Source organism: Agrobacterium vitis, from assembly GCF_014926405.1.
GTDB classification, from domain to species: Bacteria; Pseudomonadota; Alphaproteobacteria; order Rhizobiales; family Rhizobiaceae; genus Allorhizobium; species Allorhizobium vitis_H.
Genome location: NZ_JACXXJ020000005.1, coordinates 913,843 through 931,186, shown reverse-complemented (window position 1 = coordinate 931,186; position 17,344 = coordinate 913,843). Strand labels below are relative to the sequence as shown.

Sequence of the window (17,344 nt, the reverse complement as noted above, 5' to 3'; positions counted from 1 at the left end):
AGGAGGGACGGACATGTCGAAAATCTCCGGATTCCACTGCGAAATAGACGGACCGGATGAAACCGGCAGCCCAATCGTCATGTTGCATGGCAGCGGCCAGGATGAAACATGCTGGGGAGACATTCCGGCACGCATCGGCCCCGGTTCGCCCATCGTCCGTGTGCGCGGCAATATCATCTGGGAAGGCAAATACGCATTTTTCCGGCGCAATCCAGATAGAACGTTGGATCTGGCCGACCTGGCACGCTCCGCCAGCGAAATCAGCTTGCTGCTCGAAAGCCTGACGCAACGGTTCACTGAGCGAAAGCCTGTCCTGATCGGATATTCGAACGGCGCAATTCTCTCCGCAGCCGTTCTTCGCGATTTTCCGGATTTGATCGAGGGCGCCATCCTGCTGCGGGGCTTATCACCGGCTCCGGCTTCACCCTTTCCTCGGTCCGTGACCTGTCCGGTGCTGGTCATATCAGGCGAAACCGACAGCCGTCGCACCCCGCAGGACGGAGCAATCCTCGCGTCGCAACTCATGGCAGCCGGTGCACAGACCTCCTATCATCTTCTGCCCTGCGGACATGGCTGGGACCCGCAGGAACGGGATCTGGCCTTGATGCAGGAATGGCTGCGACATGTGACGAGACGCGCCGTGTCCGGTTCCTGATCCGAGCTGACACGCAAGAGTCAAGGATGGGACAACAGAGCGAGCGGAATGCCTATCAGGCCGCCCGATCACGCCGCCCCGTCGTGACCCCGCCTTGCCTGTCGGCCAGAAGAAAGCGGTCGACGAGCTTTTTCAACCCTTCGGCACTGTCGCTCATCGTGTGGGCTGTGCCGCTACAGGCATTGGCCAGATCTGCATTTTCATGGGTCATCTGGTCCATTTGCCGGACCATGTCGGTCATGTCCTTGAGGCTGGCGGATTGTGATGCGGAACTATCGGCTATCGCCTCAATGCCGACAGCGATCCCCGTGATCCGGTTCTGGATTTCGCTTAAGGATTGCCCGGTCCGCCGAACCAGTTCGACACCCTGCGTAACCTCCGCGCTGGAGGTCGATATCAAGGCGTCAATTTCCTTGGCGGCATTGGCAGAGCGCTGCGCCAGATCGCGGACCTCTTGCGCCACAACGGCAAAGCCCTTGCCCGCTTCTCCGGCCCGGGCTGCTTCCACGCCGGCATTCAAGGCCAGCAGATTGGTCTGAAAGGCGATTTCATCGATAACACCGGTGATTGAGGCAATCTTGCCGGAAGCATCCTCGATCCGGGACATAGCCGCCACCGCCTGCTGCACCACGGTGGACGAACGTTCCACGGCACCACGCACCTCAATCGTCTGGCCTTTCGTTTCGGCACTCCGCGACGAATTGACATCGACATTGCCGCTGATCTGGCTGATCGCCGCAGCGGCTTGCTTCAGAGCCACAGACTGGCTTTCGGTTCTCTCGGCAATCGAGGATACCTGGTTGTAGAGATCAGCGGAGTTAGCTTTCACATATTCCACCTTGCCCAGGATATCCGCGACGGTCGCCTGGAACAGTCCGAGAGACTTGTTGAGATTGACCCGGAGCGGTTCGAAATCATCGGCAAAAGGATGATCGAGCGTCATGCGCAGATCGAATTGCGCCAGCCGCTCCAACGCCGCGCCGAGATCGTCTACGACATGCTTGAGCGCCGCAGCCTGCACAGCCTGCTCTGCCAATCGCTCCGTCCCCTGCTGCAGGTCGGCTTCGGCGCGCATCCGTTCGGCTTCGCGCATCCGCCGCCGCTCGATGGCGGCTTCGCGCAGCACGGCACCGGCTCTCGCCATTTTTCCGACTTCGTCATGCCGGTTCAGGAACGGCACGGTCAGATCGAAATTCCCCTCCGCAAGCACTGTCATGAACCGCTGGAAGTCCTGCATCGGCCCGATGGCGGAGCGGCGGAAAGCATAGAGGCCGACGCAGAGAACGAGGATGGAAACCGCCGTCGCCGTGCCGGCAAGCACCTGCCAGGTCATGGATTTCGACGCTGCATCGTGTTCCACGGTCTGCAAATCTTCATTGGAGGCCTGCACCAGCTTTTCTACCGCGGCCTTTTGCGCCAGAAACAGCGTACGCAGCTTGACCAGACTTTGCCCGGCATCGGCAGCGCGATCCGCTTTCAAGGCCGGAAGCAGAACTGTTTCCACTTCCCGCCAAAAGATGGCGCTCGCGGGTTCCACCTCATTGCGCAGCAGAGTGTCCAGTGCCTTCGGCAGCGTCACGCCGTGCCAGAACGCAATACGCGTGTCAAAGCTTACCCGCAGCCGCGCCAGCTCCTCGGCATTGGCCTGAAGCCTTTGCGGCTCGGCGCCTGCATCCACTGCCGCCACATAGGCCTCGATGACGAAAAGCGGCGGCGGCAGGATATCGGCGATCATGTCCTTGGCATACACAATCCGCTCATAGACCGGCCCATTCACCTTCAGTGTCACCAAAGCATAAAACATAATGCCACTGGACAGTAAAAGCCCGAGAAACAGGCTGGCTCCGAAAAGCGCAAGGCTGCGGGAAAGGCTCAATCGTGCCATGCTGTCTTACTCCATCAATAGCCAAGCGAGGGCATTTGCCGTCTGTGCAATCGAGATGATTGAGCGAATACGAACGCTAATATAACCGTTGGTTTTCGAGGATAGTTGTTTAAATATTGCTAATAAATGTGCAGTTTAAATTGTAGATCGAAGAGAAAAACGCCTTTTCGTATCAATGCCTCCGGATGTCTTGACATACGTCATGTCGTGCGGGACAATTCATCACATGATCGCAAATCGCTCGACCCATCTGATGACCGTCCTCACCACCGTTCCGCAGGGAACGTGGGACCGTCGTCACATCGTCACGATGTAAAAGCGATCATCCCACAAACCCTGCCGAGTAGAGCAGGGTTTTGAAAGCACCGCTGCTCCCTCGCCTCACCTGGAGATCAGCCGTGCCGGACAATTCCTCTCTCGCACCACCCGCCTCACCCGTTGCTGCAAATGCCCCTCTGGCCACACACGTCCCTGTGGCAGCAAATGCAAGCTGGACGGATGGGCTGCTTATTCGTGCCCAATCCCCTGATGATGCCGCTGGCATTGCCGCCCTGCAAAGCCTGCCCGGCGTGCGCGCCGGTACGCTGCGCCTGCCTTATCCGGCGGAACAGGATGTCCGCAAATATATCGAAAACTGCCAAGCGAACGGTGTATCGCTGGTCGCGGTGATGGATGATATCGTGGTTGGCAATGCAGGCTTCATGCAGGGCATCGGTCGCCGCAGCCACACGGCCAGTCTCGGCATCGGCGTTCACGATGCCTATCAGGGGCGCGGCATTGGCCGGGCGCTGGTGAGCGAGCTGGTGGCGATTGCCGAGGACTGGCTGAACATTCGTCGCCTGGAGCTGACGGTCTTTACAGACAATGCCGCCGCCATCGCCCTTTACGAACGCCTCGGCTTCATCCGTGAAGGCACCCACCGCGCCTTTGCCTTCCGGGCTGGCGCCTTTGTCGATGCCTATGCCATGGCGCGAGTGCGGGTTTAAACGAGCAGGTGACGGGGGCCGCGCCCACCCCTCTTCACCATTTCACCCCTTTTTCCACCGTCCCCCTGTACTTTCCGTGGTTTGGAGGGTAGGAACAGCCCAAACATGCCCGCAATCGGCGGGCGTCGTGCTTTTTGCGCGACCTGAAGACAGACATTTCGAGAGATGACCCCCATGACCGATTATGACGGCATCGTCCCGGCGATTGCCGAGGCCTTGCGCAAACGTGGCTACGCCACCCTCACCCCCGTTCAGCAAGCAATGATCGATACCGATCTTGAAGGCCGGGATGCGCTGGTTTCGGCCCAGACAGGCTCCGGCAAGACAGTGGCTTTCGGCCTGGCGCTGGCACCGACCCTGCTGGGCGGTGAGAACCGTTTTGGCCGGGCCGTCAAGCCTTTGGCGCTGTGCATTGCCCCTACCCGCGAGCTGGCCTTGCAGGTGCAGCGCGAGCTGGAATGGCTTTATGAAAACACCGGCGCGATTTTCGCCACCTGTGTTGGCGGCATGGACATTCTCAACGAGCGCCGGGCGCTGGAGCGTGGAGCCCATATCATCGTCGGCACGCCGGGCCGGTTGCGCGACCACATTACCCGCCGGGCGCTCGACCTCTCCGGCCTGCGCGCCGTGGTGATGGACGAGGCTGACGAAATGTTGGATCTCGGCTTCCGCGAGGATCTGGAATTCATCCTGAAGGAATCGCCGGACGAGCGCCGCACCCTGATGTTCTCGGCCACCGTGCCGCGCTCTATCGCCGATTTGGCCCGCAGCTATCAGCGCGATGCCAAGCGGATCGAGACGGTTTCCGAACAGAAGCAGCATATCGATATCGAATATCGCGCCATGCTGACCGTGCCTGCCGACAAGGAAAACGCGATCATCAACGCGCTGCGCTTTTATGAAGCCCGCAACGCCATCGTGTTCTGTTCCACCCGCGCCAATGTCAACCATCTGACCGCCCGCCTGCACAATCGCGGCTTTTCCGTCGTGGCCCTGTCAGGCGAACTTTCGCAGAGCGAGCGCACCCATGCGCTGCAAGCCATGCGCGATGGCCGCGCCCGTGTGTGCGTCGCGACAGACGTTGCGGCCCGTGGCATCGACTTGCCGGGCCTGGAACTCGTCATCCATGCCGATCTACCGACCAATTCCGAAACCTTGCTGCACCGCTCAGGCCGCACAGGCCGCGCTGGCAACAAGGGCGTTTCGGCGCTGATCGTACCGATGAGCCAGCGCCGCAAGGCCGAACGTATTTTGGGCGGCGCCAATGTCCAGGCTGCCTGGGTCAAGCCACCTTCCGCCGATGAAGTGATTGCCCGCGACGATGAGCGCCTGCTGGCCGATCCGGTGTTCAGCGAAGCCATCAGCGAGGAAGAAGCCGCCACCATCGCCCGGCTGCTGGAAGCCCACGGTGCCGACAAGATCACGGCTGCCTATCTGCGCGCCTATCGCAGCACCCGCTCTGCCCCCGAAGACCTTATGGAGGTCAAGATCCAGGCGGAACGTCCGCGCCGCGAGAATGACACCTATGAGCCGAACACCCCGCCGCGTCCGCGCAGCGAGTTTGGCCCCAGCGTCTGGTTCTCGCTGTCGGTCGGCCGCCGCCAGAGCGCCGAGCCGCGCTGGCTGATCCCGATGCTGTGCCGCAACGGCAATATCACCAAGAACGAAATCGGCGCGATCAAGATGCAGCCGGAAGAAACCTTCGTGGAGATTGCCCAGGCCAATCTCGACCAGTTCTTGACGGCTCTTGGCCCCAACAAGACTCTGGAACGCGGCATTATCGTCAAGCAATTGCCCGGCATGCCGGATTTCAACGCGCCGCCAAAGGAACGTGCGGCCCGCCCGCCACGCGATGATAGCGACTTTGCCGAGCGCAAGCCCCGCGCTGCCCAAGGCGACAAGAAGCCATACGCCGCCAAGGCCGAAGCCACCGAGCGCCGCCCCTACAAGGACGACCTGGCCAAGGCTGATGACGATGTCTGGGGCAACCCCAAGCCTGCGTCTTCCTTCAAGAAAAAATCAAATGCCGCTGGCGACAGCCGCAGCTGGGACAAGCCCAAGGCCGATTGGTCGGGCAAGCCCAGAGGTGACAAGCCAGCTTATGCGGGCAAGAGCGATAAGCCCGCTTATGCAGGCAAGGGCGACAAGCCCGCTTATGCAGGAAAGCCAAAGGGCAAGTTCGAAGGACCGGCTGGCGGCGCCAAGAAAAGCTTCAAGCCGAAAGGCTGATTATACCCGCCATTTTGATAGATCAGCAGCCCGGAAATCACACCTGATTTCCGGGCTGCTGCGTTGAAGGCTTGTTTTTTCAAAACCGCGCCAAGTGCGAGATCAGATATTACAACCAAAAATAGTTTATCCTTTCCGTCCATCAAGAGTTGACGGGGAATTTTAGAAACTTCATGATTGCGCCCGAAGGTTGCAAATTTGTGCTGCCTGCTTAACGCAGAGCGCAGGAAAACCCTCGAAATTTCACAGAAAATCTCATTCTCCTTTCCATGAAGGAAGGGGCTCTTTTTCCGATCGAGCCGACCTTGATCATGACGTTCCCGGCCGCTCGCCACCCTCTCTTCAATGACAGGATTGCGATGTCTTACTCGATTTCCCGCCGCACGCTGCTGCGCGGCATGACAGCCCTGGCCGGTTCTTTTGCGGCTCCGTCTCTCATCACCGGTTTCAGCACTGCCCAAGCTGCCTACCGGACCAGCAAGCCCAATCTGCCGACCGGTTTCGGCAAAGGCAAAAGCGTCGCCATCCTCGGTGCCGGTGTTGCCGGGTTAACGGCTGCCTTGACGCTGGCCCGAAGCGGCTTTTCCGTTCAGGTCTTCGAGGCCGACAACCGCTATGGCGGCCGCAGCCTGACCGTTCGGCCGACGAACGAGCACTACAAGAGCTGGTGGTTCAAGAACTATCCTGGCACCCAGGAATTTTCCGAGATGTATGTGGACCGCTATCAGGAGACAGCGGACAGCCCGGCACCTGACCTGCAAATCTGCCAGTTCATGGACGACGCCTGGGCCGCGAAAAAATATGCTGGCAACCCTGTCGAGCTATACCTGAATGCAGGTCCGGGCCGCATTCCCTCAAACCATGTCAATCTTATCGCGCTATGCCAGGAAATCGGCGTGTCGCTGGAGCCTTACTTCTTCCAGTCGATGTCCAACCTGATGCAAAGCAAAGATTTCAACAACGGTGCGCCGGTATCCTTCGCCCAGGTCACATTCAGCCTCTATAGTGAAATGGCGGCGATGATGTACAAGGTGACGAAAGAAGGCGTGCTTTTGCAGGGCGAGACCAATGCCGTGACCCGCGATAAGCTCAAGGATCTCTACCGGGTTTTCGGCGACCTGACAGGCACCGGCGAGATCCAGACAACGACCCGGCTCGGCTTCAGCCATCTGCCCGGCGGCTGGCGCGATGCGCCAAAGACGCGGAATGCCATCGGGCTCGAAAAAATCCTCGATTCGGGCTTCGTTGGCGACCCCACGGCCAATCCGGAATTGACGCCCGGCTCCTTCCTGTTCAACAGTTTCAACACGGATTGGCAGCCAACCTTGATGCAGCCGGTTGGCGGCATGGACCGGATCTGGCAGCAATTGCTGCTTCAGGATGTTCCGACCACGGCCCTATGGAAAAAGGGCAGCAAACCTCGGCACCCCAAAGTTGGCCATCTGGTGCTGCTCAAGACCAAAGCGTCGAAGATCGCCTCCGCTGGGGAAAAAGTGGTCGTGACCTATGAAACGGCTGGCCGGAAAGCAGAACAGGCGCAGTTCGATTTCTGCATTTCCACCATGGCGCCTTCCCTGCTCAACACCATCATTGGCGATTACCCGGTCCCGCCCGACTTCCGCAAAGGCCTCGAAGCTTTTTCCAAGACCGGAAACTGGAATGATAAGACCCCCAATCTCTGGACGCCCGCTATCAAGGTCGGCTGGCAGGGCAAGGATCGTTTCTGGGAAACCGACAGTGAGATCTATGGCGGTATTTCCTGGACAACGGATATTATCGGCCAGATCTGGTATCCTTCCGAGGATTTCACCGCCCATACCGGCGTGCTGACCGGTGCCTATAACCGTGGACCGCTGGCGGTAGACTACGCAAAACTGAACAATACCCAGCGCGTCGAAACCGCCCGCCAGGGGCTTGGCCTGCTGCATCCGGGAAAGACCGACCAGGTCTATCGCGGCGTCTCCATTGCCTGGCAATATATGCCACACCAGGTCGGCGGCTGGGCTTCCGATACGGCGACGACAGACGAAAAAGCCTATCAACAGATCACCACCTTCGAGAAGAACGGCCGCTTCTTCTGCGCGGGCGATACTTGGAGCTACCTGCCCGGCTGGCAGGAAGGCTCCGTCACGTCAGCCTATTGCGCCGTCAACGCCATCGCCCGGACCATGGACCCGGCCAAATACAGTGATTGCGCCTGCTTCCAATAAAACGATCGCCGCCGGGGACGGAGTTACCGGCGGCTGTCAAATAACGCTTCCTTGTTCCCGCAACCTTACCTCCAAAACGAAATCGCTTGCGGCAAACAGCACATGCCAATAAAGTTGCATCATGCAACCAATATGGAACTGGTATGATGCAAGACCATTCACAAGTCGAAGCTATCCGAGCCTCATCACGCCAGTTGGTCCGTGAACTCGGCTTTATGGGGGGAGATTTTGCTGGAACGGATCTTCCGCCCTCGGCGGTGCATGCCTTGATCGAGATCGATGCGTGTCCTGATATCACCGCCCGCGACCTCGGGCATCGTCTTCGCCTTGAGAAGTCAAGCGTCAGCCGGATGCTCCGCAGGCTCATTTCATCGGGCGATCTGTTGGAAGAGGTGGATAAAGACGATTCCCGGATCAAGCGGTTGCGCTTGAGCGAGAATGGGCAGAAGCGAACCGAAACCATTCATGCGTTTGCGCGCCATCAGGTTTCAAATGCATTGAACCGATTGAGACCCCACGAAAATCTCATGGTTCTTGATGGGCTTCGCCTGTATGTTCAGGCTCTTGCCAATCGGGGCGACGCGACCGCACCCGAAATTGAAATTGCCCAAGGCTACAGACCGGGTCTCATTGCCCGTATCACGCAAATGCATGCGCTCTACTATGCACGATTGGCAGGCTTCGGACTCCATTTCGAATGCGTTGTCGCAACTGGCCTCGCCGACTTTTGCACTCGTCTGGGAAACTCGAAAAATTCCATCTGGCTTGCCATGCGAGCGGGTGAAATCGTCGGCTCCATCGCAATCGATGGCGAGGACCTGGGAGCCAGGACAGCCCATCTGCGATGGTTCATCATCGATGACGGCATGCGCGGTGGAGGTGTCGGGCGTCAATTGCTCTCCGCCGCCCTCGCCTTTGCGGATGAGAAAGGTTTTGAAGAAACGCATCTATGGACGTTCAGCGGCCTGACGGCGGCGCGGCATCTGTACGAAAGCCACGGTTTTGTTTGCGTCGAGGAGCGCACCGGCAATCAGTGGGGAAGCGAAGTGCTGGAGCAGAGATTTGTCAGAGCCCCGCAGTTGTAGAGTCTGCCCGGTTCAGAGTGAACCCGACAGACCCTGTGTCCTGGCAGAGCAAAAACTGGCTTTGTATCCAGATCTGGCTGCCAACAAGGAGATAGATGGCTCCTCAGCTCACTTGGCTCCGAAAACAAACTGGCCAAGTCTGCAAAGATCGGCCTTGGTCATCAAGTCATAATAGCCAGAATCCTGCTCCATCTCGCCCAGCACACCATATTTGCAGGTACCATCGTTCGGAACAGAGACAACGCGGCTCTGGCCCTTGCCAAGGCTGTGGCCGTTCAAGACCTCCACTTTACCGCCCTTGCCGTCCAAAGAACGGAAGGTCAATCGGACAATCGCCGACTGGGTCTTGTTGACGAACAGAAAACGATGGCTGCCGGAAGCCGCAGAAACAGTCGTGGCCATAGCCATAGCGGCCAAGCCAAACACCAAACCTGTCAATAAACGCATAATGTCCCCACGATAAACATGCCGTCGCAAAACCGTCGGGCGGCGTTACAAGTCGGCATAACAGATCAAAACCTCAAGGCACCCCTTCCCGATACCCCTCGGCGGGAGCAACCCTGGCACAGCTTTTCTGTGTGCAATGAGAGACATGCACCCGGACAAGGAACATTGCAACAGGCCTGATCGAGCAATTTTGGGGCCTGTTCCAACACGGTAAATACCCAATCCCTGATAGCCGGGAGGATCAGGTTACCCGCCAATCAACGCCAGCCACTCATCCTCGGTCATGACAGTCACGCCCACCTCACGGGCCTTGTCCAGCTTGGAGCCGGCGCCAGGGCCAGCCACCAGATAATCGGTCTTTTTCGAGACCGATCCAGCCACCTTGGCACCGAGGCTTTCGGCCCTGGCCTTGGCCTCATCACGGGTAAAGCGCTCCAGTGAACCGGTAAAGACCACGGTTTTCCCAGTTACCGGGCTATTGCTTGCCGTAACAGCCTCCGCATCCCGTGGAGTCACTTCCTTCAACAAGCGGGAGACAACTTCGAGATTGCGGGGTTCCTTGAAGAATTCAACCATGGAGGCGGCGACCACTTCGCCGATGCCATCGATGCTGTTCAACTCATTCCAAGCCTCGCCGAATTTCGGCGCGGCCTCCTGCATGGCCTCGGCAAACGTCGCGTAAGAGCCATAGGAGCGGGCCAGCAGCTTGGCGGTGGTTTCACCGACATGGCGGATGCCAAGCGCGAAGATGAAGCGGTTGAGGGCAATCTCGCGGCGCGCGTCGATGGCATCGAACAATTTGCGCACGCTGACCCGGCCAAAACCGTCGATATTTTCAAGTCGGGTCAGCGAAGAGGCTTCCTGCCGCTGTTTGAGGGTGAAAATATCCGGCGCGGTGCGGATCATCAACGCTGGGTCTTCACTGTCGAAGAAGAAATCCACCTGCTTGGTACCCAGCCCTTCAATGTCGAAGGCATTGCGGGAGACGAAGTGCTTGATGTGCTCCTTGGCCTGCGCCGAGCAGACGAAACCGCCCGTGCAGCGGGTCACGGAATCCAGCTTGCCGGTCTTGTCGTTCTTCTCGCGCACCGCATGGCTGCCGCAAACCGGGCAGGTTTTCGGAAATTCGTACTTTGCCGAGGTCTCAGGGCGCTTTTCCAGCACCACATCCAGCACCTGCGGAATGACGTCACCGGCCCGCTGGACGATGACAGTATCGCCGATGCGAATGTCGTGGCCCTCCGGGCGGATACGCTCGCCGCCATTGCCGATACCCTCGATGTAATCGGCATTGTGCAGGGTGGCATTGGTGACGACCACGCCACCAACGGTAATCGGCTCCAGCCGCGCCACCGGCGTCAGCGCGCCGGTGCGGCCCACCTGGATGTCGATGGCCTCCACCTTGGTAAAGGCCTGTTCCGCCGGGAATTTATGGGCTGTCGCCCAACGCGGCGAGCGGGACCGGAAGCCGAGCCGCGCCTGCAAATCCAGCCGATCAACCTTATAGACCACGCCATCGATATCGTAATCCAGATCGGCTCTTTGAAGGCCGATGTCGCGGTAATGGGCGATGATCTCCTCGACCGACGTCAGACGACGAGTGAGCGGATTGACCGGGAAGCCCCAGCGTCTAAAGGTCTCGACCATGCCGGATTGGGTATCTGAAGGCATGGTGCTCATCTCCCCCCAGGCATAGGCGAAGAATTTCAGCTTGCGGCTGGCGGTAACTTTTGCATCCAACTGGCGCAGCGACCCGGCAGCCGTATTGCGCGGGTTGACATAGGTCTGTTTGCCCTCGGCCTCCATCTGAGCGTTCAGCGCCAGAAAGTCGCTTTTCGCCATATAGACCTCGCCGCGCACCTCCACCACGTCGGGGGCATCAGCGGGCAATTCGGTCGGGATGTCCTTGATGGTCAGGATATTGGCAGTGACATTTTCGCCCGTCGTGCCATCGCCGCGCGTCGCCGCTGTCTTGAGTTTGCGGTTCTCATAGCGGATCGACATCGACAGACCATCGATCTTCGGTTCGGCTGTAAAGGCAATGGAATTATCCGGCATCACGCCCAGAAAGCGGTAAACCGAGGCCACGAAATCCGCCACATCCTCATCGGAAAACGTGTTGTCCAGCGACAGCATCGGCCTTGCATGGGTGATCTGCGAGAAAATCCCGGCAGGTGCCGCACCCACCCGCTGCGACGGACTATCGCTGCGCACCAAAGTCGGAAACCGCGCCTCGATGGCATCGTTGCGCCGCTTCAAGGCATCGTAATCAGCATCGGAAATTTCCGGCTGGTCGTTACCGTGATAAAGCGCATCATGATGGGCAATAGCGGCGGCCAACCGGATGAGTTCCTGCCCGGCCTGCTCTTCGCTGAGGTCTTCGACCGGGATCAATGCATCCGCCATGACTGTCTCCTGACTATAGTCTTTGTCCGGTCTTAAATGAAAATTTCCAGATTAAAAACTCTCATCCGACAGCTTCTACCGTCTTGTCCAGATCGATCCACGCTTTCAGCGGCAGATGGTCGGAGGCAAGCCGCGCCAGCGGACTGTCATGCACCTGCATGTCAGCAATCAGGCCGGGGCGGTTGGTCATAATCCGGTCCAGTGCGAGAACCGGCAGCCGGGCCGGAAAGCTGGGAACAGGCGGTGGCAGCGGGCCGAACAGCGACTCAAAACGGGTGAGCGCCGAGCCTGGCCCGACACGCCACTCGTTGAAATCCCCCATCAGCACGGTCGGGCAATCGGCCCGCTCGCGCATCAGCTTCAGGATGAAATCCGCCTGCTGACGCCGCGCCCAGCGCAACAGGCCGAGATGGGCAGCAATGATCCTGAGTTCACGCCCGCCATCGAGATCGATTTCCGCCACCACCGCGCCGCGTGGCTCCAGCCCCGGCAGCACGAAAGGATGGACATTACGCACCACGCCTTCGCGAAACAGCAGTACATTGCCGCGCCAGCCATGGCTTTTCGGCAGGCCCGCCACTGGCATACGGGTCAGGCCAGCCTCACCCTGCAAGCGGGCGAGATCAAGCAGCCCGATACGGTCGCCAAACCGCTGATCGGCCTCCTGAAGGGCGATCACGTCAGGGCCGATCTCGCGGATCACATGCAGCACCCGTTCCGGATCGAACCGGCCATCGACGCCCACACATTTATGGACATTATAGGAGGCGACAAGCAGCCCCGGCGAGCCAGCGGGCCGCTCCCCATTGATGGGCGAGGTAGGACGGCTGCGGCGATTGCGCAGAGATGTCAGCATTTGCGCACGCAGAGTATGGGTTTGCTTTTTCATGCTCACTCAAAAAATAGGAGGCGGAACGCCAATGTCCACCCGCATTACAAAGCCAGAGAGCCCAGCCAAAGCACTCTTTGCATCAGTTTCAACAGGAACGGGCGGGCATGCAAGCTTTCCAGCGTCACTTCCTCGGCCCCTTCCCGGCTTTCATCCATGCGTCGCGCCACGAAGGCGGCGAAATCATCATCATAGACTTCCAGGTCGATTTCGAAATTCAGCCTGAGCGACCGGGCGTCGAGATTGGATGAACCGACAAAGGCCCATTTATCATCGATGACAAGCAGTTTCGAATGATCGAACGGCCCGGTTGAGCGAAAAATCCGGCAGCCATCGCGAATGATCTGTTCGAATTGCGCGGTCATCGCATGGCTGACGACAGCCAGATTGTTTTTCGAGGGTACAATGATTTCCACCGCCACCCCGCGCCGGGCCGCCGTCGCCAGTGCCGACAGAAAAATATTGTCCGGCAGGAAATAAGGCGACAGGATGCGGATGGAGCGCTCGGCGACGGAAAATGCTCCTGTGAGCACCCGGTGATTGCTTTCCAGATGCGCATCCGGACCGGATACCACGGCGCGGGCGTAAGGCGTCTCGCCGGCCTCACCGGCAGCAAGATGCAATTGCCAGGCTTCGCCGTTCAGGGCCTCGTCGGTCTCGAAATGCCAGTCGTCGGCAGCCACCGAAAACAGTTCGGCCACGACAGGCCCGGTGACGTGAAAATGCGTGTCGCGGGCCGCATTCGGACCCACAAAGGCCTCGCGGATATTCATGCCGCCGAAAAAGCCGACTGCGCCATCCACCACCAGGATCTTGCGATGGGTGCGCAAATTGGCATAGGGCAGTCTCAAGCCGACAATGACCTTGCCGTTGAAGGACGCGACCGTGATGTCGCCATCGGCGAGATAGCCGACAATGCTCGGCACACTATAGCGTGCGCCCACCGCATCAATCAGCACCCGCACTTCAACGCCCCGCTTGCGCGCCGCAATCAGGCAATCGGCAATGCGCAGGCCAACGCTGTCCCTGTCGAAAATATAGGTTTCTAACAGGATACTATGCTGCGCAGCATCTATGGCCGCGCACATGGCGTCATAGGCCTCATCGCCGCTGGCAAGCGGTGTCAGGCGATTGCCGGATGTCAGCGGATGGCGGGTGACACGCTCGCCCAGATGCCGCAGCGCTTCCAAGCGCCCGCCGAATTTTGCCTTCACCTCGCCTTCCGGCACGGCATAATGGGCGAGAATGCCGTCCATCTGGCTACGGCGCAATGCCCGGCGCGCCATATAGGAGGCGCGGCGCACACGGTTGATCCCCGCCAGCGCATAGATCAGCGTACCGATAATCGGCGACAGGATGATAACCCCGACCCAGGACAGCGCCGAACGCACATCACGCTTGGTCATCGCCGCATGCACGGCAGCCACCGTCCCCATTACAGTGGAAATCACGGCAAGAAGATGCGGCCAATAATGGGAAATAAGGTCGAGCATCACTTACCAGTATGAAGAGGATAAAGCCGCGCGGACGCGCAGCATGCGGCAAAACGAAGATTGGCGCAAACGTCTGACGTGAGGATTTGTTCCTCCCCTACACCTCGGCCTAACGACAGGATCACAAGATCGATCGGCAATCCGTCAGCGTCAATGGTCTCCGGCCAGAAGCTTGGCCGCCGCTGCTCTTGCCTCATCCGTCACCGAAGCGCCTGCCAGCATCCGGGCGATTTCCTCGCGGCGGTGGTCGGGGCCGATCATCGCCACTTGGGTGGCGATCTTTTCTGCGTTGCCGCTGGCCGGTCCCTTGGAGATCAGCAGATGCGTGGCAGCGCGGGCGGCCACCTGTGGGGCATGGGTCACCGACAGGACCTGGACACGCTCCGACAGCCGTTTCAGCCGCTGGCCAATGGCATCGGCCACAGCCCCGCCGACGCCGGTATCGATTTCGTCGAACACAAGTGTCGGGGCGGAGCCGCGATCGGCCAGCGCCACTTTCAGCGCCAGCAGAAACCGCGACAGCTCGCCACCAGAGGCGACTTTCATGATCGGGCCGGGCCGTGTGCCGGGATTGGTCTGCACGTGGAATTCGACCAGATCGATGCCATCAGCGGTGGCATTATCAGCATCCGCTGTCACCTCGACCATGAAACGGGCGCGCTCCAGTTTCAGCGCCGGTAATTCCTCCATAACGGCTTCAGCCAGCGAAGAGGCTGCATTCTGGCGCTTCTGCGACAGGGATTGCGCACTGGCGAAATACACAGCCTTGGTTTCGGCCACAGCCTTTTCCAACGCGCCGAGTTTTTCCTCACCGGCATCGAGATCGGCCAGATCGGTGATCATCTTTTCGGCAAGGGCCGGAAGGTCTGCTACAGCGACAGAATATTTGCGGCCTGCGGCCCGCAGCGCAAACAGCCGTTCCTCGACGCGCTCCAGCTCGCGTGGATCGAACTCGGTGCGGCGCAGCGCCGATTCGACCTCCATCTGGGCGCTCGACAAGGTGTCCAATGCCGTGCCTAGCAGGCTGACTGTGTCCTCCAGCAGACCGGGGGCTTCGCCGCTCTTGCGCTCCAGGCGGCGCATCAGCGAGGCGATCATCGGCACGGGCGAAGCATTGCCATTCAGGAATTCACTGGCTTCGGCGATATCGCCAGCGATCCGCTCGGATTTCTGCATCCGGGAGCGGCGCTCAGCCAGATCCTCTTCCTCGCCATCCTGTGGGCTCAGGCCTTCCAACTCCTCGACCGAGGCGCGCAGGTAATCCGCCTCGCGGGCTGCAGCCTCGACCTTGGCCTTGTGGATTTTGAAGGCGCGCTCGGCCTCACGCCAAAGGCGATAGCTTTCGCCCAGCGCCTGCGCTTCTTCGGTCAGCCCCGCAAAGGCGTCCAGCAGCAGGCGGTGGGCGGCGGTATCCACCAGCGCCCGGTCATCATGCTGTCCATGGATTTCGACCAGATATTGCCCGGCCTGGCGCATCAGCTGCACACTGATCGGCTGGTCGTTGACATAGGCACGGGTGCGGCCATCGGCGGATTGCACCCGGCGGAAAATCAGATCGCCATCGTCATCGATGCCGTTTTCGCGCAGCATGATGCGGGCAGGATGGCTGATGGCGACATCGAACACCGCTGTCACCTGCCCCTTGTCTTCGCCATGACGCACAAGGGAGCCATCGCCGCGCCCACCAAGGGCCAGCGACAGACTGTCGAGCAGAATGGATTTCCCCGCCCCCGTTTCGCCGGTCAGCACAGACAGACCGGCCGAAAAGTCAAGGTCGAGCCGCTCGATCAAGACGATGTCGCGGATCGAAAGCTGGACGAGCATGAGTGTTCACATCTCTCCGAAGGCGACGGCTAAACCGTCTGGAAAATCAGGATGAGCCCAGAATCTTCTTGCCGGCTCTGGAAATCCAGCTCTCCTGGGCTTCCCGCGGCTCAAGACCACCGGTTTTCAGCAGTTCGAAACTATCCTTGTACCATTTGCTGTCAGGATAGTTGTGACCAAGCACGGCCGCGGCCGTCTGCGCTTCCTGCACCACACCCATGGCATAATAGGCTTCCACGAGACGCGACAGCGCTTCCTCGATCTGGTTGGTCGTCGGATATTGCTCAACCACATTGCGGAACCGCTGGATCGAGGCCAGGTATTCCTTGCGCTCCAGATAATAGCGGCCGATCTGCATTTCCTTGCCGGCCAGCTGGTCGCGGGCAAAGCGCATCTTTTCCTGAGCGTCGGACACATATTCAGACGTCGGGTAATTCTTGACCACCTTGTCCATCGCCTCAAGCGTTCTGGACGAGAATTTCTGGTCCTGGGTGACGTTGGGGATCTGGCGCCAGTTGGACAGGCCGATCAGATATTGCACATAGGCCGAATCCTTGGTCGACGGATACAGCGTCATGTAGCGCGTGCCGGTCGAGATGGCCTCGGTATATTTGCCCTGGCGGTATTTGACGAAGGTGCTCATGACAAGCGCCTTCTGCGACCAGTCTGAGAACGGGTTCTGCTTGTCGACGGCGTCGAACTTACGCGACGCTTCAGCAAGATTGCCCGCCTTGATATTGGCCAGACCCTGATTATAGAGCGTCTCCGGCGGATCGGTCTCAGCGCCGAGCTTGGTAATATCGATATCCTTGTCGGTATTGCAGGCGCTGAGCAGCGGCGCAACGCCGGCGATAGACAGGCAAACGGCAAGCATCCGCGCTGATTTGTTGATCATGGAAGACTTCACTTCACTCATACGACAGATCCCGATTGCAGCGGTGCTTCTAGAAAGCCATCGCTTCCGCTAGGCGTTTTAGCCATAAAGATAACGATAGGGCAACGCAATGGTGATGTTTTAACGCATTTTTATGGCGTAACGCCACAATCTGCTGTTTTATTTTGGACAATAAGCATCGAGCAGAAACCCGGAATCAGCACGATGCGTAAGCTTTTTGCTTTCGTATCGGATTTATCCGAAAACCGGTTCTTAACTTTCGCTCCGATGCTGTAGCATCAGGTGAAATGCCCGAAACCGAACGCACGAAAACGGCGCCTACCGGCGCCGTTTTAATTCA

Annotated in this window: 13 protein-coding genes; 5 read left to right on the top strand and 8 right to left on the bottom strand. The window is 59.2% G+C overall.

Translation table 11 applies throughout. The annotated features are described in order from the left end of the window. The first annotated feature begins 13 nt into the window (after nt 1-13). Nucleotides 14-655: an alpha/beta hydrolase gene (locus IEI95_RS15395; RefSeq protein WP_194416680.1), complete on the top strand. Its 642-nt coding sequence runs from the start codon at nt 14-16 to the stop codon at nt 653-655. A 55-nt stretch (nt 656-710) separates the two neighbouring features. Here IEI95_RS15395 and IEI95_RS15390 read toward each other — a convergent pair whose 3' ends face one another. Then, on the bottom strand, nt 711-2,540 hold the full coding sequence (locus IEI95_RS15390; protein ID WP_156536882.1) for a methyl-accepting chemotaxis protein: 1,830 nt from the start codon (nt 2,538-2,540) through the stop codon (nt 711-713). A gap of 503 nt (nt 2,541-3,043) precedes the next feature. On the opposite strand from IEI95_RS15390, the gene IEI95_RS15385 reads away from it, so the two are divergent. Continuing rightward, on the top strand, nt 3,044-3,526 hold the full coding sequence (locus IEI95_RS15385; RefSeq protein WP_194417308.1) for a GNAT family N-acetyltransferase: 483 nt from the start codon (nt 3,044-3,046) through the stop codon (nt 3,524-3,526). 174 nt (nt 3,527-3,700) lie between these two features. Next, the gene (locus IEI95_RS15380; RefSeq protein WP_194416679.1) at nt 3,701-5,755 is read left to right on the top strand and encodes a DEAD/DEAH box helicase; all 2,055 of its coding nucleotides are present in this window, start codon (nt 3,701-3,703) and stop codon (nt 5,753-5,755) included. Here IEI95_RS15380 and IEI95_RS15375 read toward each other — a convergent pair. After that, entirely contained in the window at nt 5,680-6,090 is a 411-nt protein-coding gene (locus IEI95_RS15375) for a hypothetical protein (protein WP_194417390.1), read from the bottom strand. The genes IEI95_RS15380 and IEI95_RS15375 overlap by 76 nt on opposite strands. A 24-nt stretch (nt 6,091-6,114) precedes the next feature. Here IEI95_RS15375 and IEI95_RS15370 point away from each other — a divergent pair, with 24 nt between their 5' ends. Together IEI95_RS15370 and IEI95_RS15365 are read left to right on the top strand one after the other, a co-directional pair. Then, nucleotides 6,115-7,965: a flavin monoamine oxidase family protein gene (locus IEI95_RS15370; protein ID WP_234891025.1), complete on the top strand. Its 1,851-nt coding sequence runs from the start codon at nt 6,115-6,117 to the stop codon at nt 7,963-7,965. Nucleotides 7,966-8,108: 143 nt separating this feature from the next. Then, entirely contained in the window at nt 8,109-9,050 is a 942-nt protein-coding gene (locus IEI95_RS15365) for a helix-turn-helix domain-containing GNAT family N-acetyltransferase (RefSeq protein WP_194416678.1), read from the top strand. Between the two features lie 108 nt (nt 9,051-9,158). Here the strand turns inward: IEI95_RS15365 and IEI95_RS15360 are convergent, their stop codons facing one another. The 6 genes from IEI95_RS15360 to bamD all read right to left on the bottom strand — a co-directional run bounded on the left by IEI95_RS15360 (nt 9,159) and on the right by bamD (nt 17,025). Beyond that, nucleotides 9,159-9,497, bottom strand: coding sequence for a hypothetical protein (locus tag IEI95_RS15360; protein WP_156536886.1), 339 nt, complete (start codon nt 9,495-9,497; stop codon nt 9,159-9,161). A 246-nt stretch (nt 9,498-9,743) separates the two neighbouring features. Next, the gene (gene ligA / locus IEI95_RS15355) at nt 9,744-11,903 is read right to left on the bottom strand and encodes an NAD-dependent DNA ligase LigA (protein ID WP_194416677.1); all 2,160 of its coding nucleotides are present in this window, start codon (nt 11,901-11,903) and stop codon (nt 9,744-9,746) included. 61 nt (nt 11,904-11,964) lie between these two features. Continuing rightward, complete coding sequence (locus IEI95_RS15350; RefSeq protein WP_194416676.1) at nt 11,965-12,792, bottom strand: endonuclease/exonuclease/phosphatase family protein; 828 nt, start codon at nt 12,790-12,792, stop codon at nt 11,965-11,967. Nucleotides 12,793-12,836: 44 nt separating this feature from the next. Further along, nucleotides 12,837-14,285, bottom strand: coding sequence for a phospholipase D-like domain-containing protein (locus tag IEI95_RS15345; protein WP_156533473.1), 1,449 nt, complete (start codon nt 14,283-14,285; stop codon nt 12,837-12,839). Nucleotides 14,286-14,435: 150 nt separating this feature from the next. After that, the gene (gene recN, locus IEI95_RS15340; protein ID WP_194416675.1) at nt 14,436-16,109 is read right to left on the bottom strand and encodes a DNA repair protein RecN; all 1,674 of its coding nucleotides are present in this window, start codon (nt 16,107-16,109) and stop codon (nt 14,436-14,438) included. A gap of 46 nt (nt 16,110-16,155) precedes the next feature. Further along, nucleotides 16,156-17,025, bottom strand: coding sequence for an outer membrane protein assembly factor BamD (gene bamD, locus IEI95_RS15335; protein ID WP_156533475.1), 870 nt, complete (start codon nt 17,023-17,025; stop codon nt 16,156-16,158). Nucleotides 17,026-17,344: the final 319 nt, after the last annotated feature.